The sequence below is a fragment of the Streptomyces sp. NBC_01463 genome (genome assembly GCA_036227345.1).
Lineage (GTDB): Bacteria > Actinomycetota > Actinomycetes > Streptomycetales > Streptomycetaceae > Streptomyces.
This window is the reverse complement of the sequence record CP109468.1, coordinates 3,462,898-3,488,927: the sequence shown is the minus strand read 5'-3', so window position 1 is coordinate 3,488,927 and position 26,030 is coordinate 3,462,898. Positions and strand designations below refer to the sequence as shown.

At 71.1% G+C, this 26,030-nt stretch carries 26 protein-coding genes; 13 read left to right on the top strand and 13 right to left on the bottom strand.

Features of this window, described 5'->3' with window-relative positions; genetic code table 11:
* Positions 1 to 34: 34 nt before the first annotated feature.
* Together OG521_15240 and OG521_15235 are read right to left on the bottom strand one after the other, a co-directional pair.
* Complete coding sequence (locus tag OG521_15240) at positions 35 to 835, bottom strand: decaprenylphospho-beta-D-erythro-pentofuranosid-2-ulose 2-reductase (GenBank protein ID WUW22077.1); 801 nt, start codon at positions 833 to 835, stop codon at positions 35 to 37.
* Between the two features lie 84 nt (positions 836 to 919).
* Positions 920 to 2,281, bottom strand: a complete 1,362-nt coding sequence (locus OG521_15235; protein ID WUW22076.1) for an FAD-binding oxidoreductase — start codon at positions 2,279 to 2,281, stop codon at positions 920 to 922.
* A 140-nt stretch (positions 2,282 to 2,421) separates the two neighbouring features.
* On the opposite strand from OG521_15235, the gene OG521_15230 reads away from it, so the two are divergent.
* The gene (locus tag OG521_15230) at positions 2,422 to 3,411 is read left to right on the top strand and encodes a YihY/virulence factor BrkB family protein (protein ID WUW22075.1); all 990 of its coding nucleotides are present in this window, start codon (positions 2,422 to 2,424) and stop codon (positions 3,409 to 3,411) included.
* Here OG521_15230 and OG521_15225 read toward each other — a convergent pair.
* Positions 3,359 to 4,801 (bottom strand): DUF5136 domain-containing protein, encoded by a 1,443-nt coding sequence (locus tag OG521_15225; GenBank protein WUW22074.1) that lies wholly within the window; start codon positions 4,799 to 4,801, stop codon positions 3,359 to 3,361. The two genes, OG521_15230 and OG521_15225, sit on opposite strands and share 53 nt — an antisense overlap.
* On the opposite strand from OG521_15225, the gene OG521_15220 reads away from it, so the two are divergent.
* The 3 genes from OG521_15220 to OG521_15210 all read left to right on the top strand — a co-directional run bounded on the left by OG521_15220 (position 4,740) and on the right by OG521_15210 (position 8,136).
* Positions 4,740 to 4,985, top strand: a complete 246-nt coding sequence (locus tag OG521_15220; GenBank protein ID WUW22073.1) for a hypothetical protein — start codon at positions 4,740 to 4,742, stop codon at positions 4,983 to 4,985. The two genes, OG521_15225 and OG521_15220, sit on opposite strands and share 62 nt — an antisense overlap.
* Positions 4,986 to 5,050: 65 nt before the next feature.
* A complete protein-coding gene (locus OG521_15215) occupies positions 5,051 to 6,361 on the top strand; it encodes a metallophosphoesterase (GenBank protein ID WUW22072.1) in 1,311 nt (436 codons plus the stop codon).
* A 221-nt stretch (positions 6,362 to 6,582) separates the two neighbouring features.
* Entirely contained in the window at positions 6,583 to 8,136 is a 1,554-nt protein-coding gene (locus OG521_15210) for an ABC transporter substrate-binding protein (GenBank protein WUW22071.1), read from the top strand.
* 111 nt (positions 8,137 to 8,247) lie between these two features.
* Here OG521_15210 and OG521_15205 read toward each other — a convergent pair whose 3' ends face one another.
* The 4 genes from OG521_15205 to OG521_15190 form a co-directional block, all read right to left on the bottom strand.
* Positions 8,248 to 8,967, bottom strand: a complete 720-nt coding sequence (locus tag OG521_15205) for a TetR family transcriptional regulator (GenBank protein ID WUW22070.1) — start codon at positions 8,965 to 8,967, stop codon at positions 8,248 to 8,250.
* A gap of 23 nt (positions 8,968 to 8,990) precedes the next feature.
* Positions 8,991 to 9,464 (bottom strand): DUF393 domain-containing protein, encoded by a 474-nt coding sequence (locus tag OG521_15200; GenBank protein WUW22069.1) that lies wholly within the window; start codon positions 9,462 to 9,464, stop codon positions 8,991 to 8,993.
* A gap of 9 nt (positions 9,465 to 9,473) precedes the next feature.
* Positions 9,474 to 9,905: a hypothetical protein gene (locus OG521_15195; GenBank protein ID WUW22068.1), complete on the bottom strand. Its 432-nt coding sequence runs from the start codon at positions 9,903 to 9,905 to the stop codon at positions 9,474 to 9,476.
* Positions 9,906 to 9,972: 67 nt separating this feature from the next.
* Entirely contained in the window at positions 9,973 to 11,199 is a 1,227-nt protein-coding gene (locus OG521_15190; protein ID WUW22067.1) for an MFS transporter, read from the bottom strand.
* 87 nt (positions 11,200 to 11,286) lie between these two features.
* Here OG521_15190 and OG521_15185 point away from each other — a divergent pair, with 87 nt between their 5' ends.
* Complete coding sequence (locus OG521_15185; GenBank protein WUW22066.1) at positions 11,287 to 11,796, top strand: MarR family transcriptional regulator; 510 nt, start codon at positions 11,287 to 11,289, stop codon at positions 11,794 to 11,796.
* Positions 11,797 to 11,903: 107 nt separating this feature from the next.
* Here OG521_15185 and OG521_15180 read toward each other — a convergent pair whose 3' ends face one another.
* The 5 genes from OG521_15180 to OG521_15160 all read right to left on the bottom strand — a co-directional run bounded on the left by OG521_15180 (position 11,904) and on the right by OG521_15160 (position 16,019).
* Positions 11,904 to 12,680, bottom strand: a complete 777-nt coding sequence (locus OG521_15180) for a succinate dehydrogenase iron-sulfur subunit (GenBank protein WUW22065.1) — start codon at positions 12,678 to 12,680, stop codon at positions 11,904 to 11,906.
* The gene (gene sdhA, locus OG521_15175; protein ID WUW22064.1) at positions 12,680 to 14,434 is read right to left on the bottom strand and encodes a succinate dehydrogenase flavoprotein subunit; all 1,755 of its coding nucleotides are present in this window, start codon (positions 14,432 to 14,434) and stop codon (positions 12,680 to 12,682) included. Before sdhA ends, OG521_15180 begins: the two co-directional genes overlap by 1 nt.
* A 30-nt stretch (positions 14,435 to 14,464) precedes the next feature.
* Positions 14,465 to 14,938 (bottom strand): succinate dehydrogenase hydrophobic membrane anchor subunit, encoded by a 474-nt coding sequence (locus tag OG521_15170; protein WUW22063.1) that lies wholly within the window; start codon positions 14,936 to 14,938, stop codon positions 14,465 to 14,467.
* Positions 14,939 to 14,943: 5 nt separating this feature from the next.
* Positions 14,944 to 15,324 carry a succinate dehydrogenase, cytochrome b556 subunit gene (gene sdhC / locus OG521_15165; GenBank protein WUW22062.1) on the bottom strand — a complete coding sequence of 127 codons (381 nt, stop codon included), beginning with the start codon at positions 15,322 to 15,324 and terminating at the stop codon, positions 14,944 to 14,946.
* A gap of 242 nt (positions 15,325 to 15,566) precedes the next feature.
* Complete coding sequence (locus OG521_15160) at positions 15,567 to 16,019, bottom strand: 2-oxo-4-hydroxy-4-carboxy-5-ureidoimidazoline decarboxylase (protein ID WUW26686.1); 453 nt, start codon at positions 16,017 to 16,019, stop codon at positions 15,567 to 15,569.
* 396 nt (positions 16,020 to 16,415) lie between these two features.
* Here OG521_15160 and OG521_15155 point away from each other — a divergent pair, with 396 nt between their 5' ends.
* From OG521_15155 to OG521_15135, 5 genes are all read left to right on the top strand, one after another.
* Positions 16,416 to 18,017: a family 20 glycosylhydrolase gene (locus OG521_15155; protein ID WUW22061.1), complete on the top strand. Its 1,602-nt coding sequence runs from the start codon at positions 16,416 to 16,418 to the stop codon at positions 18,015 to 18,017.
* A 211-nt stretch (positions 18,018 to 18,228) separates the two neighbouring features.
* On the top strand, positions 18,229 to 18,960 hold the full coding sequence (locus OG521_15150) for a DUF4328 domain-containing protein (protein WUW22060.1): 732 nt from the start codon (positions 18,229 to 18,231) through the stop codon (positions 18,958 to 18,960).
* Between the two features lie 183 nt (positions 18,961 to 19,143).
* Positions 19,144 to 19,713, top strand: a complete 570-nt coding sequence (locus OG521_15145; protein WUW22059.1) for a hypothetical protein — start codon at positions 19,144 to 19,146, stop codon at positions 19,711 to 19,713.
* Positions 19,714 to 20,039: 326 nt separating this feature from the next.
* Entirely contained in the window at positions 20,040 to 20,879 is an 840-nt protein-coding gene (locus OG521_15140; protein ID WUW22058.1) for an RNA polymerase sigma factor, read from the top strand.
* On the top strand, positions 20,879 to 22,036 hold the full coding sequence (locus OG521_15135) for a hypothetical protein (GenBank protein ID WUW22057.1): 1,158 nt from the start codon (positions 20,879 to 20,881) through the stop codon (positions 22,034 to 22,036). Before OG521_15140 ends, OG521_15135 begins: the two co-directional genes overlap by 1 nt.
* A 185-nt stretch (positions 22,037 to 22,221) precedes the next feature.
* Here OG521_15135 and OG521_15130 read toward each other — a convergent pair whose 3' ends face one another.
* Positions 22,222 to 23,148 (bottom strand): L,D-transpeptidase family protein, encoded by a 927-nt coding sequence (locus OG521_15130; protein ID WUW22056.1) that lies wholly within the window; start codon positions 23,146 to 23,148, stop codon positions 22,222 to 22,224.
* 270 nt (positions 23,149 to 23,418) lie between these two features.
* Between OG521_15130 and OG521_15125 the strand changes: the two genes are divergently transcribed.
* From OG521_15125 to leuE, 3 genes are all read left to right on the top strand, one after another.
* Positions 23,419 to 24,567: a hypothetical protein gene (locus tag OG521_15125; protein ID WUW22055.1), complete on the top strand. Its 1,149-nt coding sequence runs from the start codon at positions 23,419 to 23,421 to the stop codon at positions 24,565 to 24,567.
* 87 nt (positions 24,568 to 24,654) lie between these two features.
* The gene (locus OG521_15120) at positions 24,655 to 25,278 is read left to right on the top strand and encodes a class F sortase (GenBank protein ID WUW22054.1); all 624 of its coding nucleotides are present in this window, start codon (positions 24,655 to 24,657) and stop codon (positions 25,276 to 25,278) included.
* Positions 25,279 to 25,349: 71 nt separating this feature from the next.
* Positions 25,350 to 26,018, top strand: a complete 669-nt coding sequence (leuE, locus tag OG521_15115) for a leucine efflux protein LeuE (GenBank protein ID WUW22053.1) — start codon at positions 25,350 to 25,352, stop codon at positions 26,016 to 26,018.
* Positions 26,019 to 26,030 lie beyond the last annotated feature (12 nt).

Sequence of the window (26,030 nt, the reverse complement as noted above, 5' to 3'; positions counted from 1 at the left end):
GTGGAGGCCCCTTCCTTCCGCCCGTCGCCCGCTCTCAGACCGGCAGGCGCCGGAACAGCGGCCGCGGCACATGCCGCAGCGCCGACATCACCGCCCGCAGCGCCCCCGGTACCCACACCGTCTCCGAACGCCGCCGCAGCCCCGTCACGATCGCGTCCGCCACCGCGTCCGGCGTCGTCACGAGCGGTGTCCGGGTGAACGGGATCGTCGCGAGCGGTGCCTCGGCCGCCGCCGCGCCGGAGCCGGCCGGAGCGTCCGTCGGCCTGACGAGACCGGGGCGTACGACCATCACGTGCACGCCCGTCCCGTACAGGGCGTCCCCGAGCCCCTGCGCGAACGCGTCCAGGCCCGCCTTGCTCGACCCGTAGATGAAGTCCGCGCGCCGGGCGCGCTCCCCGGCCACCGAGGAGAGCACCACCAGCGAGCCGTGCCCCTGCGCCTGGAGTGCGCCGGCGCACACCAGCCCGGCGGAGACGGCCCCCGTGTAGTTGGTCTGGGCGACCCGGACAGCGGAGAGGGGTTCCTCCTCGTCGCGCTCCTGGTCGCCGGGGATGCCGAAGGCGAGCAGCACCATGTCGATGTCGCCCTCGGCGAAGATCTTGCCGAGACCGGTCTCGTGGGCCTCGGTGTCCAGGGCGTCGAAGTCGACGGTACGGACGTAGGCGCCCCGGCCGCGCAGTTCGGCCGCGGCCGAGTCCAGGGCGGGGGAGGGGCGTCCGGCCAGCCAGACCGTGCGGGTGCGGCGGGCGATCAGCCGGCGCGCGGTGGCGAGACCGATCTCCGATGTGCCGCCGAGGATGAGCAGGGACTGCGGGGCACCGAAGGCATCCTTCACGGAACGCTCCTTACAGAAGGCGGATGGGGCGGGCGCGGGAGGGGGCGGGCGGCGTGCCGTCGAGGCCCGCCGGCCGCCGCCCCGTCAGAGGGAGAGCCGGCGCGACAGATCGGACCGGAACGCCCCGTTCGGGTCCGACTCGGCCCGCAGCTCCCGGAATTCGGCCAGCCGCGGGTACATCGCGGCCAGTGCGTCGGGGCGCAGCCGGGAGTCGTTCGTCAGGCAGACCCGGCCGCCGGCCGCCGCCACCTCCTCGTCCAGGCGGTCGAGGAAGCGGCCGAGACCCGGCAGCCCGGCCGGCAGGTCGAGGGCGAGGCCCCAGCCCGGCTCCGGGAACGACAGCCAGCCGGGATCGCTCCTGCCGAAGCGCTTGAGCACGGCGGTGAACGACGGGACGCGCCGCTGCGAGAGCTGTCCGACGATCCGGCGCAGGGTTTCCGCCCGCCGGTCCCCGACGGTGAACTCGTAGTGCACGAAGCCGCCCCGGGCGGGCATCCGGTTCCGGTGCGGCAGGCCGTCCATCGGGTGGAGGAAGGCGGAGATCCGCTGGAGTTCACCGGTCCGGGAACGGGGCGCGCGGCGGTACCGGAGCTCGTTGAACGCGGTGGCGGACATCCGGCCGAGCAGCCCGCCGGGCAGCAGGTCCGGTACGGGGAGGTGGGCGGCGGGCGGCGGGGCGGTCCGGAAGGCGAGCGGTGTGCGCCGGGCGTGCGCCGGGAGCGCGTACAGAGGTGCGTGCTCCCCCCGGGTCAGGACGCCGCGCCCCGTCGACCGGCCGCGGGCGGTCAGGTCGACCCACGCGGAGGCGTACGTGGCGCGGCGGCTGCCCGCGGCGAGACGTGTCATCAGGTCGTCGAGATCCAGGGCCCGTTCGGTGTCGACCGACATCAGCGACGTCGCCACGGGGTGGAGCCGGAGCGTGGTCGAGAGGATCACCCCGGTCAGCCCCATGCCGCCCGCCGTCGCGTCGAAGAGCGGGGTGCCCGGCCGGACCGTACGGATGCCGCCGTCCGCCGTGAGGAGTTCGAACTCCGTGACGTGGCGTGAGAACGTGCCGGCGGCCCGGTGGTTGTCGCCGTGGACGTCGGAACCGATCGCCCCGCCCACCGTGATGTACCGGCTGCCCGGCGCCACCGGAAGGAACCAGCCCAGCGGCAGCAGCACCTCCAGCAGCCGGTGCAGGCTCACCCCCGCGTCGCACACCACGACGCCGGCTCCGGCGTCGATGGTGCGGATCCGGTCCAGCGCCGTCATGTCGAGGACGGAACCCCCGGCGTTCTGGGCCGCGTCGCCGTGGGACCGGCCCAGGCCGCGGGCGATCGAGCCGCGCGGCCCGCAGCCGCGCACCGTCGCGGCCGCCTCCTCGTGACTACGGGGGCGGAAGCGCAGCGCGGTCGTCGGGGCGGTGCGGCCCCAGCCGGTCAGGGACACGGTGTCGACAGACATGAGGGTGACCGTATCGCCCGAGAAAACACCTTTGAGGGATTTGTTACAACACTCACCGAAATGGGTGATTGAGGGAGCATCATCTCCTACGCGGCAAATCGGACATCGGTTTTCGGTGCGGGGGAGGGTAGTCGTACCTCATGGACTGGCTGAAAAAACTCCCCGTCATCGGGCCGCTCGTCTCCCGGCTGATGCAGACGCATCTCTGGCGCAGCTACGAGACGCTGGAACGGGTCCACTGGGCCAGGCTCGCCGCGGCGATCACGTTCATCAGCTTCCTGGCGCTCTTCCCGCTGATCGCGGTCGCCGCGGCGATCGGCGCGGCGCTGCTCTCCGACAAGCAGCTGGACAAGATCGAGGACAAGGTCGCCGAGCAGGTGCCCGGGATCTCCGACCAGCTCGGCATCGACAATCTGGTGGCCCACGCGGGCACGGTCGGCCTGGTCGCCGGTGCGCTGCTGCTCTTCACCGGCATCGGCTGGGTCGGCTCGATGCGGGACTGCCTGCGCGCGGTCTGGGAGATGGACGACCTGGACCAGGGCAATCCGGTGATGCGCAAACTCAAGGACGCCGGAGTGCTGTTCGGGCTGGGCGGGGCGGCCCTGGTGACCCTCGCGATCTCGTCGGTCGGCTCCGTGGCCGTCGGCTGGATCGCCGATCTCATCAACATCCCCGAGAACGGCGCGGGCGGTGTGGTGCTGCGGATCGCGGCCCTGGTGGTGGCGGTGATCGCCGACTTCCTGCTGCTGCTCTACCTGCTGACCCTGCTGCCCGGCGTCGAGCCGCCGCGGCGCCGGCTGGTGGTGGCCGCGCTGATCGGCGCGGTCGGCTTCGAACTGCTCAAGCTGCTGCTCGGCAGCTACATGAAGGGCGTCGCCTCGAAGAGCATGTACGGCGCCTTCGGTGTGCCGATCGCCCTGCTGCTGTGGATCAACTTCACCGCGAAGCTCCTGCTGTTCTGCGCCGCCTGGACGGCGACGGGCAGCAAGGGCGAGACCGCGCCGGGGACGGAGGAGGGCGCGGACGCGGAGCAGGGCTCCGCGCCCGCAGCCGGCAAGGAGGCCGGTGGCAGCACCCTCAGCGGCGGGGAAGGCGGCGCACCAGGTCCGGCAGCGGCCAGCGCCGGTTGACCAGGAACGCCGCCCCGGCCAGCAGGACCAGCACGCCGCCGGTGATGCCCAGGGCGATCCCGACCCCGCTGGAGCCGTCGGCCGCGGCGGCCTTCGTGGTCCGGGGTCCGCCGCCCTTGTTCGCGGCCGGCTTGTCGGCCTGGGCGCCCTTGCCGCCCGTATCGGTCCCGGTGTCGGCGGACTTCGGCGGTACCAGCTCACCGACCGGCGTGACCTTGCCCGTCGCGGCGAAACCCCAGTCCAGCAGGCTCGCCGCCTCCTTGTAGACCGCGTGCGTCTCGTCGGACGACGGGTTCATGACGGTGACGAGCAGCACCTTGCCGTTGCGCTCGGCGACGCCGGTGAAGGTGTTTCCCGCGTGCGTCGTGTAGCCGTTCTTGACGCCCGCGATGCCCTTGTACGCGTCGACCCCGTCGGCCCCCGTGAGCAGCCGGTTGGTGTTCTGGATGCCGAAGCTCTCGCGCTTCTTGCCCTTCTTCTGCTCACCGGGGAACTGCGCCGTGGCGGTCGAGCAGTACTCGCGGAAGTCCGCCTTCTGCAGCCCGCTGCGGGCGAACAGCGTGAGGTCGTACGCGCTGGAGACCTGGTTCGGCGCGTCGTACCCGTCGGGGGAGACCACCGTGGTGTCCAGGGCCTGGAGCTCCTCCGCGTGCGCCTGCATGTCGGTGACGGTCTTGGGGATGCCCCCGTACATCGAGGCCAGCACGTGCACCGCGTCGTTGCCCGAACGCAGGAAGACCCCGAGCCACAGGTCGTGCACCGTGTAGTTGAGGTCCTCCTTCACCCCGACCAGGCTGCTGCCCTCGCCCATGTCGGCGAGGTCCTCGTCCTTGACCGTGTACTCCCGCGTCTTCGGCTGGAGGGCCGGCGACGGCATCACGGTGTCCGCGAAGAGCATCTTCAGCGTGGAGGCCGGAGGCAGCCGCCAGTGCGGATTGTGCGAGGCGAGCACGTCACCGGTCTCCGCGTCCGAGACCATCCAGGATCTGCCGGTCAGATCCTTGGGCAGGACCGGGGCACCGGCGCCGAGATTGACCTGGGTCCCGCTCCGTCCGAGCTGTGCGCCACCGACCTGCGACATGCCGGCAGGCGGCTTCGGCTCGTCGTCGGCGGCGTCCTGACCGACCGCCGAGGCGGGACCGACAAGGAAAGCGGACAGCAAAGCGGCAGAGGTGACCGACAGTGCGGTCTTCTTGAGAGCTGACACGGTCGAAAACGTACATGCAGTTGATCTGAAAATGGATACCGGAGGTATGACCCGCCGTGCGTACCGCCGGGACAGCCCACCCCGGGCGAGGCGGCCGGGGGGTGGCGGAGATACTGATTCCATGAAGCTCAGCCGCCCCGTCTCCTGGTTCCTGCTCGCCTTCGGGGTGTGGAGCTGGTTCATCTGGATCACTTTCGTCAAGAACCTGTGGAAGGACGGCAGTGGTCTCGCCTTCGACGACGCGGGTGACCCGACTGCCTACTTCTGGGTGCATCTGCTGCTCGCCATCACGTCCTTTCTCCTGGGGACGGCAGTGGGCGTGATCGGGTTCCGTGGCGTCAGGGCCCTGCGCGGCAAGGACGCGTAGCGCGTCGGTTCCGAGCCAGGTCCACAAGCGGGGCAAACAGGAACGAACAGGGCGGGGGAGTGTGCATGGCAGTCGTGGGGATCGCTCTGGGGGCGGTCGCGGTGCTCGCGCTGCTGGTGTACGTGCACCGCTATGTGTGGCGCCGCTTCGTCGGTGACACGACGGCGGCGGGCAGCCCGCTGCGCCGGGCCGGCACGGTGGCGGCGTACACCCTGCCGCTCCTGAGCGTCGGCGCCCTGGTCTCCGGCCGCTCGGGCGCGCCCTTCTGGCTCCAGCAGGTGCTGGCCTGGCCCGGGTACCTCTGGCTGGCCGCGCTGCTCTATCTGACGCTCGCTCTGCTGGTCGGCGAGGCGGTACGGCCACTGCTGCGCAGGCTGCTCGCGCGCCGGGCGGCCGCGGGCACACCGGCCGCCCCCACGCAGACGCAGACGCAGGCGCAGGCGCATGCGGAGACGCAGGCCATGGCGACGACCACCCCGCAGGCGGCCGCCCCCGCGCCTGCCCCGGCCCCCGCCCCCGTCTCCACTCCCGCTCCCGCACCCGCCGCCGACCCCTCGCGCCGCCTGTTCGTCGCGCGGGCCGTCGGGGGCGCCGCGGCCGTCGCCGGGCTCGGTACGACCGGCTACGGCGCGTACGGCGTGCTGCGCGGCCCGCGCGTCAAGCGCGTCACCGTCCCGCTCGCCCGGCTGCCGCGCTCCGCGCACGGCTTCCGGATCGCCGTCGTCAGCGATATCCACCTGGGCCCGATCCTGGGCCGCGCCCACACGCGGCGGATCGTCGACACGGTCAACCGGACCCAGCCCGATCTGATCGCCGTCGTCGGGGATCTGGTCGACGGATCGGTCGACGATCTCGGTCCGGCCGCCGAACCGCTTGCCGGACTCCGGTCCCGGCACGGCGCGTTCTTTGTCACCGGTAACCACGAGTACTACTCGGGCGCCGCCCAATGGGTCGATCATGTAAGGGAATTGGGGCTGCACCCGCTGGAGAATGCCCGAGTGGAGATCGGCGGCTTCGATCTCGCCGGGGTCAATGACATCGGGGGCGAGAGCGAAGGGCACGGGCCCGATTTCGGCCGGGCGCTCGGCGACCGCGACCGTACGCGCGCTGCCGTCCTCATGGCCCACCAGCCCGTCGTCATCGACGAGGCCGTCGAGCACGGCGTCGACCTCCAGCTCTCCGGCCACACGCACGGCGGCCAGCTCTGGCCCGGCAACTACATCGCGGAGCTGTCCAATCCCACGGTCGCCGGGCTCGAACGCTACGGCGACACCCAGCTGTACGTCACGCGCGGCGCGGGGGCCTGGGGTCCGCCCGTGCGGGTCGGCGCACCCTCCGATATCACCGTCGTCGAGCTCGCGTCCCGTCAGGCGTAATCACCGTCGGATGCCCCGGAAATAGCCGATCGGGTGACCGGTCGTGAACCCTCTGTGTGCGTCCTGTCGTTCAAAGGTTTCAACTGGCGAACGAAAGCTGTGAGCCCCTGATTTCCTCTTCCAGATGTGAATGTCGTGTGATTGGCTGACCGTGAACTTGTGCGGTGATCTGCGTATCTGAGCGCGACGCCGAGGTGGGGCTGGTAAGGGAGAGCACGGCAATGCGGTCGATCCGGCTACGGATTCTCGCGATTCTCGCGGTTTTGGTCATCGCAGGCGTCGTCGCCTGGCAGTTGATTCCCTCGGACGAGGGGAATACTGATCCGGTCACGGTCGGCACGACCGACGAGGTGACCTCGCTCGACCCGGCCGGCGCGTACGACGCGGGTTCCTGGGCGATGTACAGCAACGTCTACCAGTCGCTCATGACGTTCAAGTCCGGGGCGATCGTCCCCGAGCCGGACGCCGCCGAGAGCTGTGGCTTCATCGGCGGGAAGCTGCAGACGTACCAGTGCAAGCTCCGGGACGACCTGACCTTCTCCGACGGCCAGAAGATCACCACCGAGGACGTCAAGTACTCCTTCGACCGGATGATGGAGATCAAGACGGACGTCGGTCCCTCCGTCCTGTTCCCCAGCCTGAAGAACGTGGTGGCCGAGGGCCGCACCATCACCTTCAACCTCTCCGCGCGTGACGCGACCTTCCCGCAGAAGCTGGCCACCGGTGCCGGTTCGATCGTGGAGAAGGACGCCTACTCGGAGCACAAGCTGCAGAGCGACAACAAGGTCACCGGGTCCGGGCCGTACGTGCTGAAGTCCTACGAGCCCGGCGTCTCGGCCGAACTGGTGCCCAACACCAAGTACAAGGGCGCGCTGAAGAGCCTCGGCGGTCCGGTCACCGTGCGCTACTACAAGCAGTCGGACGATCTCCTGGCCGCCTGGAAGTCCGGCCAGGTCGACGTCACGCACCGTCAGCTCCCGCCGTCCACGCTCGCCGAGCTGGACACCGGTGACGTCGACCAGCGCGTGACGGAAGCGGACAGCGCCGAGATCCGCAACCTCGTCTTCAACGTCCGCAAGGGCGCCCCGCTCGCCGACAAGAAGGTCCGGCAGGCCATCGCGGCCATCATCGACCGCGCGCCGCTGGTGACCGACGTCTACAAGGGCACCGTCGAGCCGCTCTACTCGCTGATCCCGCAGGGCTACATCGGGCACAGCACCCCGTTCTTCGACGCGTACCCCGCCCCGGACGCCAAGCGGGCCAAGGAGCTGATGCAGGAGGCCGGCGTCGAGCTGCCGCTGCACATCACCTTCGCCTACCGCGACGACGACGCGTACAAGAAGGAGACCTCGGAGATCGTCCGCCAGCTGGAGGCCGACGGACTCTTCAAGGTCACCGTGAAGGCCGTGGAGTGGCAGGCCTTCCAGAAGGGTTACGCGGCCGGCAAGTACGACGCGTACACCGTCGGCTGGCTCCCCGACTACCCGGACCCCGACACCTTCAGCCAGCCGCTCGTCGGCCGGGACAGCAGCCTCCACAACGGCTACACCAGCGCGAAGATGGACCAGCTGATCAGCTCCACGCTGCAGTACAGCGACCGCAGCCGCACCTCCGCCGACTTCAAGGACCTCCAGAAGCTCGTCGGCGAGGACGTGCCGCTGGTGCCGCTGTGGCAGAAGAAGGACTACGTCGTCGCCAAGCCCGACATCGCCGGATCGCAGTACCTCTCCGACGGCACCGGCATCTGGCGCCTGTGGGAACTCGGCTGGATCTAGTCACAGCCACCGAAAGCGGCGTCACCGCACCACGGACGTCACCGAGCGGCCGCCCCGGACTTCCGGGGCGGCCGCTCGGCCGTTCCGCGGCACCGCGTGGCGCCGCTCGTGTCACTTCTTGCCGGCGGTCCGCCCGGCGGCGCCCGGCAGGAACTCCTCCAGCACCTCGTGGACCTGGCGCACCAGCGGCCGCAGCACCCGGAACCGGGACAGGGCGATGGCCCGTGCGGCGATCGGGGCGACGCGCTCGACCAGCCGGCGGCTGCGCTCGGCGTCGTCCGTGCGGTCGTACACCCAGAACAGCACGAGGCCCATCTGCATCAGCCACATCAGCTGCGGCAGCAGTCCGGCCAGTTCGGGGTCGGTCCTGGTGCCGGAGCCGGACAGGCAGCGCTCGTGGATGGAGATGGCCGCCTCGCGGGCCGCGAACGAGTCCTGCGAGAACGGGCTGAGCGGGCTCTCCGGGTCGGCGGCGTTCTTGAAGAACTGGGAGGCGAAGCGGTGGTACTGCCCGGCCACGTCCAGCCAGCAGAGCAGGACCCCGCGGATGCGCACCGCGAGGTCCTTGTCGCCGGCCAGGACCGGCTGGACCGCCACCTCGTGCTCGGCGGCGATCCGGTCGTAGAAGCCCTGGACGAGATGTTCCTTGGACGAGAAGTAGTAGTACGCGTTCCCCACGGAGACGCCGGCCTCCTGGGCGATGGCCCGCATCGTCGTCTTGTCGTAGCCGCGTTCGGCGAAGAGCCGGAGCGCGGTTTCAAGGATGAGGGTGCGGGTCTGCTCGCTCTTGGGAGCCTTTGCTTCCTTCACGTCCTTCTCTTCCTTCACCACGGTCCCGAGGGTATCCGGGACGGCTACGTTCCCGGGCCGGGGCCCCGCACCGCGCACGCACCGTCCGTGCCCTCGTCCCCGCTGCCGTCCCCGTCGCCGCCGCCGTCCGTTCGGCAGGGCGCGGCCGTGAGCGAGCGGTACTTGGCGGCGGCGAGGACGGTCGCCCGGGCGAACGGACGGCCGGCCGGGGTGGTCAGCCAGTGGGCCCGCGGCCGGTGCTCGGCCAGTGCCCAGAGGCAGACGATCCACGCGGAGGTTCCGCGGTAGATCTGCCCCCGGTCACCGATCACCGTGATCTCCGTGAGAGTCGAGGAGTGGTCGAGGCCGGGGAAGCGGCGGTGCGCCTCGGCGGAGTCCGCCGGCACCAGGTCGAGCGGGACCAGCTGACGCTGGTTCGTCAGCCAGTGGCGCAGATGGACGCAGAGCGAGCACTGTGCGTCGTAGAGCACGGTGAGCCGTTCGACGGACAGCCGCTCTCCAGCGGTGCGGTGCGCCATGACCCGTCCTCACGCCCTGGGGGCGGGAGCGGCCCACGGACCCGGGTTCGGACCGGTCCAGCCCTGCGGTGCGACGGGCGGGGTCTGCTCGCGCTCCATCAGGCCGCGGCGGCGGATCCGGTTGAGGACGTAGACGTTGCCCAGGTGCAGGACGCCGAGGACGAGCAGGACGACGCCGACCTTGACCGACAGGGCCTCGAAGAGCTCGCGGGCGTCGGCGACGCCGTCGGAGTTCTTCAGGTAGAGCGTCACGAAGCCCAGGTTGACCAGGTAGAAGCCCACCACCAGCAGGTGGTTGACCGCGTCGGCGAGCTTCTCGTTCCCGTGCAGCACATCGGCGAGGAAGACCCTGCCGTTGCGGCTCAGTGTCCGGGCGACCCAGACCGTGAGCGCCACGCTGATGAGCAGATAGATGACGTACGCGACAACAGTGAGGTCCATGCCCCACCCTCCCTTGAACGCGTTCAAATGCTGTTGTCGTGGACTGTAGACCCCTCTTTGAACATGTTCAAGCCGAGGCTCGGGTGGCCCGCGTCACGGCGTCGGACGGCACTCCGAAGCGGCGTACGCCCGGCACGGCGGCCGTCGCCAGGCAGGCGGCGCCGACCGTCAGGCCCGCTGCCGCGAGCGGGACTTCGGCGCCCCAGGCGGAGGCCGCGAGCGGCGCCAGGGCGTAGCCCAGCGGCATCGCGCCCAGTGAGAGCAGCCAGTCGTACGAGGTCACCCGGGCGAGCGCGTGGGCGGGTACGGCGGACTGGACCGCGGTCTCCCAGACGGGGTTGAGGAAGCCGAGTCCGGCCAGGGCGATCCCGTACGCGACGAGGGACACGGCGACGGGGGCGTGGGCGGCCAGCAGGCAGAGCGGGAGCGCGTAGAGGGCGCCGCCCAGGTTGGCGAACAGGACCGGGCGGCGCGGCCGGGCCCGGCCGGCCACCAGGGAGCCGAGCAGCAATCCGACGGCCCCGGTCTGGAGGAAGGCGACCCAGACGCCCTTGCCGCCCAGGTCGCGCAGGAAGAGCGCCGGGCCCACCGTCATCAGGACGGCCGCCGCGCCGTTCCAGGCGGCGTGGGCGATCAGGCTCGTCCAGTACCAGTCGCGGCCCCGGACCTCGCCCCAGCCCTCCTTGAGGTCGGCGATCAGGGAGCGCCGCGGGATGGGGACGTGCCGGACCTCGATTGCGGCCAGCAGCGCGGCACTCACCGCGAAGGTGAGGCCGTCGAGGACGAAGGCCCAGCCGGGCCCCGCGGTGAGGACCAGCGCTCCGGCGACGGCCGGGCCGCCGATCCGGGTCGCGCTGCCGGTCACCGCCATCAGGGAGTTGGCGCGCAGCAGCCCGGACTCCGCCACCGTGCCGCGGATCAGGGGTGAGACGGTCGGCATCGAGAAGGCGCCGGCGGCGCCGCCGATGGCCTCGGCCACGGCGATCTGCCAGAGCGCCGGGGTGCCGGAGAGCAGTTCGGCGCCGACGAAGAGCTGGCTGACGCACCGGACGAGGTCGGTGGTCAGCGCGACCGTACGGGCGTTGAAGCGGTCGCCCACCACGCCGCCGAGCGGCAGCAGGAGCAGCTTCGGCACCATCGCGCAGGCGAGCACCAGGGCGAGCGCCCCGGTCGAGCCGGTGGCCAGATAGACGGCGAGGGTGAGGGCGGCGGGGATCGCGGCGTCACCGAGCAGGGACAGGCTGCGTCCGACGAAGAGCAGGCGGAACGAACGGGTGCGCAAGGGGTGAGACATGCGGGGAATCTATTTCGGTACCGAAGTATTCGTCAACGAAATATGCGACTCCGAAAGGAAGTTGGGGCCGGGCGTAGGCTGTGGCCCATGCAGCAACGCGACTGGACCGACGGCCACGTGGAGCGGTGGAAGCCGGTACTTCCCGAACTCGACCCCGATGTCGAGGGTGCGGTGACCCGGATGAAGAAGCTCTCCGTCCATCTGCGCCGGGTGCGCGAACAGTCCCTGGTCGACTTCGACCTGGACCGGCAGGAGTTCGACACCCTCCACAAGCTGGCCGGCCGCGGCGGCAAGGCGGCCCCCTCCGAGCTGGCCGCCGATCTCGACCTCGCACCGGCCTCCGTCACCGGCCGGCTCGACGCCCTGGAGCGCCGCGGATTCGTCCGCCGCACCCCCTCCACCACCGACCGGCGGCGGGTCGACGTGGAGCTGACCGACGAGGGCCGCTCCACCTGGATCGGCGCGATGGATTTCCTCGGCCACGAGGAGGAGCGCCTGCTGGGCGTCCTCGCCAAGGACGAACGCGCCCTGCTCAACGACATGCTGCGGCGCATCATGGTCGTCGCGGAGCACAAGGGCGGGGCGGACTGGGACTGAGCGGGCCCGCGCCCGCGAGGGGCGTCGGGCACCCCGCGTACGGCAGAGGCCCCGTCCTCCACAGTGTTCCTGCGGAGGACGGGGCCTCTCGGGTCATGCCGGGCGGATCAGAAGCGACGCGTGATCAGCGCGCGCTTGACCTCCTGGATCGCCTTGGTGACCTCGATGCCACGCGGGCAGGCGTCCGTGCAGTTGAAGGTGGTGCGGCAACGCCACACACCGTCACGGTCGTTGAGGATCTCCAGGCGCTGCTCGCCGCCCTCGTCGCGCGAGTCGAAGATGAAGCGGTGCGCGTTGACGATCGCCGCCGGGCCGAAGTACTGGCCGTCGTTCCAGAACACCGGGCACGAGGACGTGCACGCGGCGCACAGGATGCACTTGGTGGTGTCGTCGAAGCGCTCGCGGTCCTCGGGGGACTGCAGACGCTCGCGGGTCGGCTCGTTCCCCTTGGTGATGAGGAAGGGCATGACGTCGCGGTAGGCCTGGAAGAACGGGTCCATGTCGACCACGAGGTCCTTGAGGACCGTGAGGCCCTTGATGGCCTCGATCGTGATCGGCTTCTCCGGGCTCAGGTCCTTGATCAGCGTCTTGCAGGCGAGCCGGTTCTTGCCGTTGATCCGCATCGCGTCCGAACCGCAGATGCCGTGCGCGCACGAGCGGCGGAACGTCAGCGTGCCGTCGGTCTCCCACTTGATCTTGTGAAGGGCGTCGAGTACACGCTCCTTCGGGTCGATCTCGATCTGGAAGTCCTGCCACTGGGCCTCGTCGGAGACCTCGGGGTTGAACCGCCGGATACGGAAGGTCGCCGTGATGTACGGCGAGTCGGCGAAGCCGGCCTCGGGCTCGGGAGCCTTGTCGGCCTTTTCCAGGGTGGGGGTAGCCATCAGTACTTACGCTCCATCGGCTGGTAGCGGGTCTGGACGACCGGCTTGTAGTCCAGCCGGATCGACTCGGTGCCGTCGTCGGCGACCTCGCGGTACGCCATGGTGTGGCGCATGAAGTTGACGTCGTCGCGGTTCGGGTAGTCCTCGCGGTAGTGACCGCCGCGGGACTCCTTGCGCGCCAGCGCCGACGTCGCCATGACCTCGGCGAGGTCGAGCAGGTTGCCCAGCTCGATGGCCTCCAGCAGGTCCGTGTTGAACCGCTTGCCCTTGTCCTGGATCGACACGTCGAGGTAGCGCTCGCGCAGCTCCGCGATCTTGTCGACCGCGGTCTTGATCGTCTGCTCGGTGCGGAACACCATCACGTTGGCGTCCATGCACTCCTGCAGCTCCAGGCGGATCGCGGCGACGCGCTCCGTGCCCGTGGAGTCGCGCAGCCGCTCGACCTGGTCGATGACCGTCTGCGCCGGGTTCTCGGGAAGCTCGACGAGGTCGTTCTTCGCGGCGTACTCGGCGGCGGCGATGCCCGACCGGCGTCCGAAGACGTTGATGTCGAGCAGCGAGTTGGTGCCGAGGCGGTTGGCGCCGTGGACGGAGACACAGGCGACCTCGCCGGCGGCGTACAGGCCCGGGACGACGGTGGTGTTGTCGGCCAGCACCTCGCCCTCGACGTTGGTCGGGATGCCGCCCATGGCGTAGTGCGCGGTCGGCTGGATCGGGATCGGGTCCGTGTAGGGCTCGATACCGAGGTACGTACGCGCGAACTCCGTGATGTCCGGGAGCTTGGCGTCCAGCTGCTCCGGCGGCAGGTGCGTCAGGTCGAGGTAGACGTGGTCGCCCTCGGGACCGCAGCCGCGGCCCTCACGGATCTCGGTGTAGATGGAGCGGGACACGACGTCACGGGACGCGAGGTCCTTCATGACGGGCGCGTACTTCTCCATGAAGCGCTCGCCGTCCTTGTTGCGGAGGATGCCGCCCTCACCGCGGGCGCCCTCCGTCAGCAGGATGCCCATGCGCCAGATGCCGGTCGGGTGGAACTGGAAGAACTCCATGTCCTCCAGCGGCAGACCCCGGCGGTAGCAGGCGGCCTGGCCGTCACCGGTCAGGGTGTGCGCGTTCGACGTCACCTTGAAGAACTTGCCGGTGCCGCCCGAGGCGTAGATGACCGACTTCGCCCGGAAGACGTGGATCTCGCCGGTGGCCAGCTCGTAGGCGACGACGCCGGCGGACTTCTTGACGCCGTCCTCCTCGACGACCAGCTGGTCCAGGACGTAGAACTCGTTGAAGAACTCCACGCCCTCCTTGACGCAGTTCTGGTACAGCGTCTGGAGGATCATGTGGCCGGTGCGGTCGCCCGAGTAACAGGCGCGACGGACCGGGGCCTCGCCGTGGTTGCGGGAGTGACCGCCGAAGCGGCGCTGGTCGATCTTGCCCTCGGGCGTACGGCCGAACGGCAGGCCCATCTTCTCCAGGTCGAGAACGGCGTCGATGGCCTCCTTCGCCAGGATCTCGGCGGCGTCCTGGTCGACCAGGTAGTCACCGCCCTTGATCGTGTCGAAGGTGTGCCACTCCCAGTTGTCCTCTTCCACGTTGGCGAGCGCGGCGGCCATGCCGCCCTGCGCGGCGCCCGTGTGGGAGCGGGTGGGGTAGAGCTTGGTCAGCACGGCGGTGCGGCTGCGCTTGGTCGACTCGATGGCCGCGCGCATGCCGGCGCCGCCGGCGCCGACGATGACGGTGTCGTACGTGTGGATCTGCATGGTTTACCTCTGGTCCTTCGGGCCCGGCGCCTAGCGGATGTTCGGGTCGAAGGTGAAGATCACCAGCGTGCCCAGCAGGACGGTGAACACCGTTGCGGTGTACAGCAGCATCTTCAGCCAGAATCGGGTGTTGTCCCGTTCGGCGTAGTCGTTGATGACCGTACGGAGACCGTTGGCGCCGTGCAGCATGGCGAGCCACAGCATCGCCAGGTCCCAGACCTGCCAGAACGGCGAGGCCCAGCGGCCCGCCACGAAGGCGAAGCCGATCTTGGAGACGCCGCCGTCCAGCACCAGCTGGATCAGCAGGTGGCCCAGGACCAGGACGACCAGCACGATGCCCGACAGGCGCATGAAGAGCCAGGCGTACATCTCGAAGTTGGTGCGGGAGCCCTTGGGGGTCTTGCCGGTCCGCTTGCGCGGCGGCTCGATCACGGGCGCCGGGTTGTCGACGTCGTACAGAGCGCCGCCCTCGACGGCGCCGATCGCGGAAGTCTCGGTGGACATTGGCCTCAGCTCCCGAATACTTCGCGTACGGCGTGACCGAGGACGGGGTACAGGGCCCCGACCATCAGCACGATCCAGATGCCCAGCACGGTCCAGAGCATCTGCTTCTGAACGCGCGGGCCCTTGGCCCAGAAGTCCACGGCGACGATGCGCAGACCGTTCAGCGCGTGGAAGAGAATCGCGGCCACCAGGCCGTATTCGAGGAGCGCGACGATCGGCGTCTTGTACGTGGACACGACGTCGTCGTAGGCCTCGGGGGAGACGCGGACGAGTGCGGTGTCCAGGACATGTACGAACAGGAAGAAGAAAATGAGGACACCGGTGACTCGATGAGCCACCCAGGACCACATGCCTTCCCGGCCGCGGTACAGCGTTCCAGCCGGCACGGAAGAACCCTCCGGGAGCGGGGATTGGGGTCGGCCGGCTTGACTGTCGGTCTGACCCGGCCGGGTACGGTCCACCGGCCCCGGCCATCGTAGCGACGGTTTGTCGGTTCGATCGCGCCGGGGCCTCTGGTGTGATCAAAGTGGCAATGAATCAGGCACGGACGGGCTATGGACAGGCTCCGACGGGCCCGTTCCCCCGCTTGTGACGGGGAATCGGCGCACCGGGGCCCGCCGCCAACCCGTTACTGACTCGATACCAGCTCGATGATGCGGCCCCGGGCGAGTCGCCGCATCTCGTCGGCCGTCACCACGCGCTCCTGTTCGACGTCGTGCGCCAGCCGGGCCCGGATGCCGGCCAGCACCTGATCGGGGTGCTCGGCGGGCAGGACGCCGTCCAGGCAGATCACGAAGACATGACCGAACTTGCATTCGTACGCGGCGTGCGCGGCGGCCAGCGCCAGGTGGGCGGAGTGCGGCGCGTCCGGGTGCAGCCCCGGGGAGACCTCGGCGGCCAGCGCCTCGGAGCGGTCGGTGGGGGAGAGGTCGTAGCCCGCCTCGTCGGCGGCGGCGAGCAGGGCGTCCAGGTCCGGATAGGGGCGGTGGGCGGCCAGCCGCTTCGCCCAGCGGTGGCTGCCGAAGCACTCCAGCAGGGCGGCCTCGGCCTCGGCGGCGGGCACGGTGTTGAAGGACCGCAGAGCGCAGGGGGCCGTCCGGCCGGGCGCGGATCCGCAGCTCTGCACGGGTACGGCGGTGCGCCGGGCGGACCGGTGCGGCTGCTCGGGGAGGCCGGCGTGGGACTCGCTGGACCTGGACAGCGTGGGCTCCTCGAATCAACGGCATCTGTGAACCTGGAGTGGGGAGGGACCGGAGAGACCAGGCGGATGCAGGGTGAAGGGAGAGACGAATGTGCCTCAAAGCTAGCGACGCGGGGCAACGGCCGTCCGACGGATGCGCGAATTTCACTCGGACGGGAGAGTTTCACGATGCCTGAGGGACGAATGGGCGAGGAGAATGCCCGGCTATCTCCCCCATCTCGCCTGTTTGATCGTCCTTCTGCTCTCTTTCCCCCTGAAACCGGAGGTTTCTGACCGATGGCACCCTCACGTGGCGCCCTCATGGCCGTGACGGCGGTGGCCGCGGCGGCCGTCACCGTCGCCGCCTGCGACAACTCCGGCACCGAACACCGGAACGGCTCGGAGACGTCCCCCTCGTCGTCGTCACCGTCCGCGTCCCCCGAGCCGTCCCCGACGCGGAGCTACCCGCTCTCGAAGACTCCCCGCACCATCCCCGCCGTACGGGATCACACCCCGGCCCGCGGCCCCGGCTGGCGGCCGGGGAAGAGCGGCGGCGTGGTGATCGGCGAGGGCGACAAGGGGCTCGCCGACGAAGGAAAGCTGCTCGCCGGCGAGCTGAAGATCGACTACCGGGGCGAGGTCCCGGCCCGGGCCGGTGACGTCGAGCTCGCCCTGGCCCCGAAGGCCGGGGGCGGCAGGGAGTCGTACACCCTGCGGACCCACGACGGACGGGTCACGATCAGCGGACCCGCCGAGGCGGGCGTCTTCTACGGCACCCGCACCCTCAAGCAGTCGGTGCGCGCCGACGGCGTCATGCCCGAGGGCGAGGTGCGCGACCGCCCGGACCGCCCGCAGCGCGGGCTCAACCTCGACATCGCGCGCAAGCACTACACCGCCGGCTGGATCGAGGACCGGCTGCGCGACATGGCCGACCTCAAGCTCAACCAGCTCGGCCTGCACTTCTCCGACGACCAGGCCTTCCGCATCGAGTCCGACACCCACCCCGAGGTGGTGTCGCCCGAGCACCTGACCAAGGCGCAGGTGCGGCACATCGTCGCCCTGGCCGGCCGGCTGCACATCGAGGTCGTCCCCGAGATCGACTCACCGGGCCACCTCGGCGCGGTGCTGCGCGCCCACCCCGACCTCCAGCTGCGCAATGTCTCGGGCGTGCCCTCGAAGGGATCGCTCGACATCTCGAAGCCGGGCGCGGCGAAGCTCGTCGACGAACTCCTCGGCGAGTACACCGAACTGTTCGGGGGCGCCTACTGGCATCTGGGCGCCGACGAGTACCAGGCGCTGACGGTGCGGGACCCCGCCGCCTCGTACCCGCAGCTGCAGCGCGCGGCCGTGGACAAGTACGGGGCGCGGGCCGGTATCGAGGACCTCGCCACCGGCTGGCTCAACGACCGGGCCGCGGTGGTCCGTCCGCACGGCATGACGCCCAAGGCGTGGAACGACGGACTCTTCCGCGACAGCACCGTCCGGGCCGACAAGGACATCGAGGTGGAGTACTGGACGGGCAAGGAGTACGGGGCCCGGCCGCCGGTGGACTACCTGCGTGAGGGGTTCAAGATGCTGAACCTCAACGACGAGTTCCTCTATTACGTGCTCGGCCAGCCCAACACCTTCGTCTACCCCACGGGCAAACGCATCTACGAGCAGTGGACCCCCCTCGTCCTGCGCGGCACGAGCCCCGTCCCGGCGAAGTACTCGGACCAGATCCTCGGCGGCCGGTTCGCGGTCTGGGGCGATTTCCCGAACGCCCAGACCGCGGCACAGGTCGCGGAAGGCATCCGGATGCCGCTGCGGGCCACGTCCCAGAAGCTGTGGGATCCGGGCAAACCCAAGCTGACCTGGGACGGCTTCCGGGCGCTGGCGAAGGAGATCGACCAGGGCTGAGTGTGATTTCCGTGGACAGCGCGGCGGGCGGGGGCTACGTTCCGCTTGCCGCGTGGTCCGGGGAGGGACGCGCGCTCCATGCGTAGGCGTCCGAATCCTGGGGGGTTCCACTTTCATGCTCTGTTCACTCTGCGGTACGAGACCCGCCGGCACCGCTGACGGGCGGTGCACGCTGTGCGCCGTCACCCGTCGCAACCGGGCGGGCGGGCTGATGCCGACGCCGGAGGGGCCGCAGACCGCGCGCTCCCTGCGCTCACCGGTCGGGCTCGGCAAGGCGGTGTGCGTGCTGCTCGGCTCGGTGGCCGTGGCGGACGTGCTGTCGGTCGGGGCTGGTGCCTACGCGCACCAGGTGTACGCCGACGGAATGGCCGACGACTTCCTGAGGTTCGACGAGACGGCCGCGGACCGGGCGGACACGCTGTACCAGGCCTCCGGATCGCTCCAGGCGCTGACGTTTCTGGCCACCGCCGTCGTCTTCCTCATCTGGTTCCGCCGGGTGCGGCGCAACGCGGAGGTGTTCGACGCGCACGCCCACTCGCTGCGGCCGGGCTGGGCGATCGGCGCCTGGTTCGTACCCGTCGCCAACCTCTGGCTGCCCCACCGGGTCGCGGGCGGCATCTGGACCGCGAGTTCCCCGGGCGGCAGCAACCGGGCCCCGGCCCCGCGTGGGGTGCTGCACGCCTGGTGGGCTGTGCTGGTCGGCTCGGAACTCCTCTCCCGGCTCACCAATGGCCTGTACACGGACGCCGAGGGGCGGGACGAGGTCCTGGACTCCTTCGGCCTGGGCATGGCCATCGACGCGATCAACATCGCCGCCGCCGTGCTCGCGATCCTTTTCGTGCGCAGGCTGACCGCGATGCAGGGTGAGCGGGCGGCGGAGCGGGTCGCCCGGGTCGACTCGTCGATCCCGCCGGAGCGGGCGGAGTGGGGCCGGGCGCACTGAGAGCCGGGCGCGCTGAGAGCCGCTGAAGCAGGCGGCGGTGTCCGGACGACGGTAACCAGACGGCCCGAGTGACGCTTTTCGGCCATTCGGCGCTGAAGGCGATAAGAGAGTTTCCGGACTCTCCATGACGAAGCGCTGCGTCCCCGTGCGTCAGGGCACGGGGAGGGCCGACGGGAGACACCGATGAGCCTGCTCGAACTGATCGCCGCCGCTGACGCACGGGGGCTCGCCGCTAGCGGGACCGCCTGCCTCGACCGGTGCCTGCCGCAGCCCGCCGACGGGGCCGAGCCCGATCCGTTGCGCCCGCTCTGGTCCGGCTGCGCCGACCCGGACGCCTGGCCGGACCGGCTGGCCGACGCGCGCACCGCGCTGGACGCCCTGCCCGAAACGGAGGAAACGGTCCTGCGGATCCGGAAGCTGCTCGGCGAGGCGCCCGCGGACCGGGCCGAGGCGGAACTGCGCGCCTGGGCGGACGCCTGCTCGGTGCTGGCCCTCGACATCCACCGCGGGCACGACGCCGCCCGGAGCGATGCCACGGAGCTGGTGGACCGCTGCCGGACCGGCGAGCCCGGCGGGGCGGGCCCCCTGCTGTCCGGGGAGGCCGCCCGGCAGGTCCGGATCCTGGAGATGCTGGCGGAGATCGGCGACGGCGCCCCCACGGGGGCCGGACTGCGCCAGGTGATGGATGTCTCGACCGAGGGCCAGCGGGTGCTGCGCGCCGCGGCCTCGCGACGGGCCCGCGTACGCGGCTGAGCGTCTGCCGCCCCCGCCGGCCGGGTCGGCATCCGGCCCCGCCCTCACCTCAATGCAGGTCAGAGGGGGCAAATGGAACGACGACCGGGGCCGCCACCCCCCACAGGAGAGGCCCCGGTCGTCTTCCGCGGGGTCGCAGGACGACCCCGTACTCATCTCAGCGCCATGACTGCGTTTTCTGTCACACCGCCAAGCGCCAGAAGAATGTTGCGGGTTGTACAAGTCATGGACGCGATGCCCGAGAAGGACGTAGCGTGCTGAGTCGCGCAGGGTGGCGCGGCAGTGGTGACCAGCTGCGATTCAGGACAGCAGGGCAGGTTGAGGGAGTGCTGGGGGACGACGCGGGGCTTACTGCCGCGGTGCTCGCGGCACAGGACGGGGACGAGGACGCCTTCCGTACTGTGTACCGCGCTGTGCAGCCGCGGCTGCTGGGCTACATACGGACACTGGTGGGGGAGCCGGACGCCGAGGACGTGGCGTCCGAGTCGTGGCTGCAGATAGCCAGGGACCTCGACCGGTTCAGCGGTGACGCCGACCGGTTCCGGGGCTGGGCGGCGCGGATAGCGCGCAACCGGGCCCTGGACCATCTCCGGATGCGCGGCAGGCGCCCCGCCGTCGGCGGCGACGAGACGGAACTGTCCGAGAAGCCGGCCGGATCCGATACGGCCGACGAGGCGATCGAGGCCCTGGCCACCGGCCGCACCATGTCGCTCATCGCCCAGCTGCCGCAGGACCAGGCCGAGGCCGTCGTGCTGCGTGTAGTGGTCGGTCTCGACGCCAAGAGCGCGGCCCAGACGCTCGGCAAGCGGCCCGGAGCGGTCCGTACCGCCGCCCACCGCGGGCTGAAGCGCCTCGCCGAGCTGCTGCGGGCCGACAGCGCGGACGGGGTGGACAGTGCGAGCGGTGCGGAGCGGCCGGACGGGGGCGGGCTGCCGGTGGACGACGCCGCGGAATCCGGTCGTCCGCGCGGCGGCGCACCGGCCGGCGGAGTGGGCGCGCCCAGGGGGCCTGCCGACGGCACGGCCCCGGCACCCTCGCCGCAGGGCAACGGCGCGGGCCGGCCGATGGAACTCGGTGCCGTACCCGCACAACGCCCCTCCCGCACCGGCCTGGTGGCGCCCGCCGGTGTGACGCATTCGCGTCTGTGGACGCAGAAGGACATGTGATGGCCGACGAGCAGTACGAATGGCTTGACAAGGAAGCGGCGGAGAAACTGCTCCGCCGCGAACCGGTCGATCCTGCCGACGGCCTGCCCGGACAGGATGCCGAGAGGCTCACGGCCGCCCTGGACGCCGCGTTCCGCACCGCCCGCCCCGCCACCGGCGAACTGCCCGGCGAGGCCGCCGCGCTGGCCGCCTTCCGCGCCGCCCCCCGCGCGTCCCGCACCACCGGCGCCGCGTCCACGGGTCCGGTGCGGGCCGCCGGGGCGGACGGCGACGCCGACGACGACGCCGGGATGCTCGCGCCCGTCCACATACGCGCGGCCGGTTCCGGCCCGGTGTCCCGGTCCGCGGGTTCCCGCGGCCCGCGCCCGATGCGCTGGAGCCGGCCCATCCGCTTCGGCCTGGTCGCCTCCGTCGCGTGCTGCGCGATCGGCGGGGTCGCCGCCGGGGCCGGGATGCTGCCCGGTCCCTTCGGCCGGCACACGCCGACACCCGCCACCTCGGTGTCGGCCGCCGCGTCCCCCGAGGAGCTCGGCTCCGACCTCACCGCCGACGACGACGAGACGTCCACGCCGCCCGGATCCCCGGACGAGGACACCGCGTCCCCGGACACCCCCGGCGCCGGCCGCACCGACGGTCCGGACACCGGCCGCCCCGACGCCGGCGGCAGCACCCCCCGGGAGGGCGGCGACGACAGCGGTGACAGCAGCGCCGGTCACCCGTCCGAAGGCCCCGCGGACCGCCCGTCGGACGGCTCCGGCACCACGCAGGGCCCGGAGGACCCGCAGGAAGGCGGCGGGTCGTCCGACGACACCGGGGACCAGACGGCCGGCTGGTACGCCAAGACGCTGAAGGCCTGCCGCGACTACCGCGACGGCAAGCTCGACGACGAGCGCAGGGACCGCCTGGTGGCGCTGGCCAAGGGGGCCCGCAATCTGGACCGGTTCTGCGACCGGATGCTCGACAAGGCCGACGGTCAGGGCGGCGGCAACCAGAGCGGCAACGACGGCGAGGACCGCGGCGACGGCGACGGCTCCTCGGGCACACTGCCGTCGGTCGACTTCTCCACGGCCTCCCCGCAGCCCTCCACCTCGTCCGGGGCCCCGCATTCCGGGACCTCCGGCTCTCCGGCGCCGGGCCTCTCCCTCGCCGTCCGATGACGGCCCGCACCACCCCGCCGCCCCGGGTGTGACGTTTTTCGGCCCCGGGGCGCAGTACGGAGTGAGCCGACTGGTCATCGGCAGCGCCCGGAGCCGGGGTTCCCCCCGTACCTACGGCTCGGCGCAATGGCGCGGGCGGGACACGTTCCCCCGGTCCCGCCCGCGCCCCTCATCCGCTACGGCGTTCACTTGTAGATGACGACCTTGTCGCCGTTGCGCACCTGGTCGAACAGCGAGGCGATCTTCCCCTCGTCCCGGACGTTGACGCAGCCGTGCGAGGCGCCGCTGTAGCCGCGGGCCGCGAAGTCCGACGAGTAGTGCACCGCCTGGCCGCCGCTGAAGAACATCGCGTACGGCATGGCCGTGTGGTAGATCGACGACACGTGGTGCCGCGACTTCCAGTAGACGGAGAAGGTGCCCTCGCGGGTCGGTGTGTACTGCGAGCCGAAGCGCACGTCCATCGACGAGACGACCTTGCCGTCGATCATCCAGGACAGTGAGCGGCTGTTCTTGCTGATGCAGATCACCCGGCCCGTCATGCAGCGCTTGTCCGGCTTCGCGGCCGGCCGGGTGGTCGGCGGGTTCAGCTCCGCGGCCGTCGGTGTGCGCGTCATGCCGAGCAGCTTCTGCCAGGTGACGGTGTCCGTCTTCCCGGTACGCGACAGCCCGCGCTTGCCCTGGAACGACTGCACGGCGGTGACCGTGACGGAGCCGTAGTAGCCCGTGGGGCTGCGGTCGAAGTGGCCTATCTGACGCAGCCGCGCCTGGAGTTCGCGCACCTGCTTGCCCTGCGCACCGCTCGCCATCAGCACCTTGGCCGGCGGCCGGGACTTCGGGGTGGACTTCGGCGTCGCCTTCTTCGGCGGTGCGCTCGGCTTCGCGCTCGCGGACGGCGAGGCGGACTCCGTGGTGTCCGTCCCGGGCTTGGCGTCGTCGGCGGCCGAACTGCCGGCCGGCCGCGAGGGTGCGGCGGACGAGCTGTCCGGGGTCTCCACCTTGCACCCCGCGGTCACGGCGACCAGCGTCAGTGCCGCGACGGCTGCGGACGCCACCCCTGTAGCCCGTCCGCCTCTGTGCGCGTGGCCGCGCCCGGTCCTGCTGCTGCGTATCATCTCGGCCCCCTGAATCTGCGGTATCCCTTGGGACGGATTCCCGCTCTGCCCGGTTGCCGAATCCTCCCGGACGGTATGGAGAGAGTCAGGGCCCTGCCGCACGCGCCGCCGCTGTCACGCGCCTGTGACGTGGAGCGGATGGCTCCGCTGTACACGGCACCTAGATTCGGTGATGCAGCCCGCACCGCCTCACGGCCCCACACACCGAGGAAAGCGGCATGCGACTCTCCCGCCTTCAGCCCGTACGGGCCTTTCCTCACGGAGTCGTTCATGTCTTTCCGTCCCTCGTACCGTCGCGTCTCCCTCCGTGCCGCCCTTGCCGCGGCCGTACTGGCGAGCGCCGTTCTCGCACCGGCCACCGCCGCCCTCGCCGACTCCGCTCCGGCCGCTCCGGCCGCCGGACAGGGGCAGCAGGCCACCGACGAAGGCACGCCGGTCCGCACCGACCTGCTCGAGGGCGGTCTCACCGCCCGGGTGTTCAAGCACGGTGACCAGCACATCTACTACACCGCCGCGGTCCTCAAGGGCAGCAAGGAGCTCGGCACCCTCCGGGCCGGCGGTGGTTACGCCGCCGAGGACAGCAAGGTCTTCGACGGCATCGAGGTGACGCTGGACTTCACCGGGGCCGTCACGTCCGCCGTCGACGCGGGCAGCGACGGCCAGGGGCCCGTCACCCCGGCGGGTGTGCTGGTCCACACCGACCGGCTCAAGGGCGACCTCACCGCCAAGGTCTACAAGCACGGCGACACGGACGTGTACTACAGCGCCGACATCGACCGTAAGGGCAAGGTGCTCGCCGGACTCGTGGCCGGATTCGGGCACGGGAAGCAGGACACCAAGGTCTACGGCGACATCTCCGTCACGCTCCACTCCGACGGCCGGATCACCTCGGCCGACGACCACGGCAGCGACGGCCAGGGCCCGGTGACCCCCGTCCAGTGCGTCGCCACCGTGAACAAGGACATCGGGGCGGGCACCACGGCCCGGCTCAGCACCGGCCCGTCCGGGCCGTCCGTCGTCTTCCTGGACGCGGGGAGCGGCAAGGTCGTCGGGCAGCTCTCCCGGCTGCACCCGAAACTGCCCGCGAGCGCCGGCTTCCTCGGCGAGATCATCGGCCCGGACAGCGTCGCGCCGCGGCTGCGCACCAACATGGAGGGCGGCGGCCACCCGGCGTCCGTCACCGAATTCCCGGAGCTTCCCGCCGGGTGCAGCTACACCTACACCCGGACGTCGGGCAACGGCAGCGAGACGCAGACCTCGCAGACCTCGGTCGTCCCGAAGGGCAGCGTCGCGGCCGGTGCCGAGATCGAGCAGCACGGCAGCCCGGTCCTGATCGCCGTCGGCGGTGCGGCCGCGGCGGGTGCGGCGGGCCTCGGCTTCGTCGTCCTGCGCCGCCGCACGGCGGCCGCCGGCCGCTGACCCGGCCGAACCCGTCGTCCCACGTCAGAGGAGAGGCCGTTGCGCCATGCGACGGCCTCACCCGTTCCGCCTGTCGGGAGTCCCCGTATGCACGTCTCTCTCGCGCGCCGTACGACGGCGGCGTCGTTCGCAGCCCTCGCAGCCCTCGCAGCCCTGACGGGCTGCGCCTCGGACGACCGGGCCGCCACCCCGCCCGCACACATCGCCGCCTCACCGGCGGCGTCGGCTCCGGCCGCACCGTCGGCCAGGGCCACCCCGATGCCGGCCTCCCGGCCGGTCCGGGTCCGGATCCCCTCGGCGGGCGTCGACACCGGCCCGGTCCTGAACCTGGGACTGGCGTCCGACGGCACCGTCGAGGTCCCGTCCGTGGCGCAGGCGGACCGGATCGGCTGGTACACCAAGGGCGTCACCCCCGGCGAGACCGGGCCCGCCGTCCTCATCGGCCACTTCGACACCGCCGAGGGCCCGGCCGTGCTGAGGAACGTCTCGAAGATCCGGCCCGGCGACCGCATCACCGTCACCCGGGCCGACGGCTCCGACGCCGTGTTCGCCGTACGACGGCTCCAGCAGGTCGACAAGGGCGCCTTCCCGACCGACGAGGTGTACGGCGACACCGCGGCCCCCGAACTGCGGCTGATCACCTGCGGCGGAGAGCTGAGGGGCGGCCACCGGCCGGACAACATCATCGTCTTCGCGGACCTGGTGGGCTGAGGCTCCTGGCCCCGGGGCCCCGGAAACCCCCCGCTTCCGACGTCTCGCAGCCCCGTGCGACACTCCGTTTCATGCTGGGTGTCACCGATCTTCCGACCTATCTCGCCGGCCTCGTGCTCATCGTTCTGCTGCCGGGACCGAATTCGCTGTACGTGCTGTCCGTCGCCGCCCGGCGCGGGGTGCGGACCGGCTATGTCGCCGCCGCCGGGGTGTGGACCGGGGACACCGTGCTGATGACGCTGTCCGCGCTCGGGGCCTCGTCGCTGCTGCAGACGACGCCGGTGCTCTTCGCCGTGGTGAAGTTCGCCGGCGCGGGCTATCTGACCTGGCTGGCGATCGGGATGCTGCGGGCCGCGGTGTCGATGTGGCGCGAGCGGCACCGGCGGGTGGCCGAGCTCACCGGCGAGGGGGCGGACGGGGACGCGGTCCCGGGCACGATGGAGCGGCCGTACCGGCGGGCGCTGGTGGTCAGCCTGTTCAACCCGAAGGCGATCCTGTTCCTGATCTCGTTCTTCGTGCAGTTCGTCGATCCCGGGTACGCGTACCCGGCGCTCTCCTTCCTGGTGCTGGGCACCCTGCTCCAGATCGCCAGCTTCCTGTACCTGTCGATGCTGATCTTCGGCGGCACCCGGCTGTCCGCGGCGTTCCGCCGCCGCAAGCGGCTCTCGGCGGGGGCCACGTCCGCCGCGGGTGTGCTGTTCCTCGGCTTCGCGGCCAAGCTCTCGCTCAGCAGCGTCTGACCCGGGCCCGCG

Excerpts from the sequence above, each read along its gene's own strand:
- OG521_15125 (WUW22055.1), top strand. The coding sequence starts at position 23,419 with ATGTCTTTCCGTCCCTCGTACCGTCGCGTCTCCCTCCGTGCCGCCCTT.
- OG521_15155 (WUW22061.1), top strand. The coding sequence starts at position 16,416 with ATGGCACCCTCACGTGGCGCCCTCATGGCCGTGACGGCGGTGGCCGCG.
- OG521_15180 (WUW22065.1), bottom strand. The coding sequence starts at position 12,680 with ATGGCTACCCCCACCCTGGAAAAGGCCGACAAGGCTCCCGAGCCCGAG.
- OG521_15130 (WUW22056.1), bottom strand. The coding sequence starts at position 23,148 with ATGATACGCAGCAGCAGGACCGGGCGCGGCCACGCGCACAGAGGCGGA.
- OG521_15200 (WUW22069.1), bottom strand. The coding sequence starts at position 9,464 with ATGGCGCACCGCACCGCTGGAGAGCGGCTGTCCGTCGAACGGCTCACC.
- OG521_15225 (WUW22074.1), bottom strand. The coding sequence starts at position 4,801 with ATGAACCAGCTCCACACCCCGAAGGCGAGCAGGAACCAGGAGACGGGG.
- OG521_15230 (WUW22075.1), top strand. The coding sequence starts at position 2,422 with ATGGACTGGCTGAAAAAACTCCCCGTCATCGGGCCGCTCGTCTCCCGG.
- OG521_15120 (WUW22054.1), top strand. The coding sequence starts at position 24,655 with ATGCACGTCTCTCTCGCGCGCCGTACGACGGCGGCGTCGTTCGCAGCC.
- OG521_15190 (WUW22067.1), bottom strand. The coding sequence starts at position 11,199 with ATGTCTCACCCCTTGCGCACCCGTTCGTTCCGCCTGCTCTTCGTCGGA.
- sdhA (WUW22064.1), bottom strand. The coding sequence starts at position 14,434 with ATGCAGATCCACACGTACGACACCGTCATCGTCGGCGCCGGCGGCGCC.
- OG521_15195 (WUW22068.1), bottom strand. The coding sequence starts at position 9,905 with ATGGACCTCACTGTTGTCGCGTACGTCATCTATCTGCTCATCAGCGTG.
- OG521_15185 (WUW22066.1), top strand. The coding sequence starts at position 11,287 with ATGCAGCAACGCGACTGGACCGACGGCCACGTGGAGCGGTGGAAGCCG.
- OG521_15145 (WUW22059.1), top strand. The coding sequence starts at position 19,144 with ATGAGCCTGCTCGAACTGATCGCCGCCGCTGACGCACGGGGGCTCGCC.
- OG521_15135 (WUW22057.1), top strand. The coding sequence starts at position 20,879 with ATGGCCGACGAGCAGTACGAATGGCTTGACAAGGAAGCGGCGGAGAAA.
- OG521_15220 (WUW22073.1), top strand. The coding sequence starts at position 4,740 with ATGAAGCTCAGCCGCCCCGTCTCCTGGTTCCTGCTCGCCTTCGGGGTG.
- leuE (WUW22053.1), top strand. The coding sequence starts at position 25,350 with ATGCTGGGTGTCACCGATCTTCCGACCTATCTCGCCGGCCTCGTGCTC.
- OG521_15235 (WUW22076.1), bottom strand. The coding sequence starts at position 2,281 with ATGTCTGTCGACACCGTGTCCCTGACCGGCTGGGGCCGCACCGCCCCG.
- OG521_15150 (WUW22060.1), top strand. The coding sequence starts at position 18,229 with ATGCCGACGCCGGAGGGGCCGCAGACCGCGCGCTCCCTGCGCTCACCG.
- OG521_15215 (WUW22072.1), top strand. The coding sequence starts at position 5,051 with ATGGCAGTCGTGGGGATCGCTCTGGGGGCGGTCGCGGTGCTCGCGCTG.
- OG521_15170 (WUW22063.1), bottom strand. The coding sequence starts at position 14,938 with ATGTCCACCGAGACTTCCGCGATCGGCGCCGTCGAGGGCGGCGCTCTG.
- OG521_15210 (WUW22071.1), top strand. The coding sequence starts at position 6,583 with ATGCGGTCGATCCGGCTACGGATTCTCGCGATTCTCGCGGTTTTGGTC.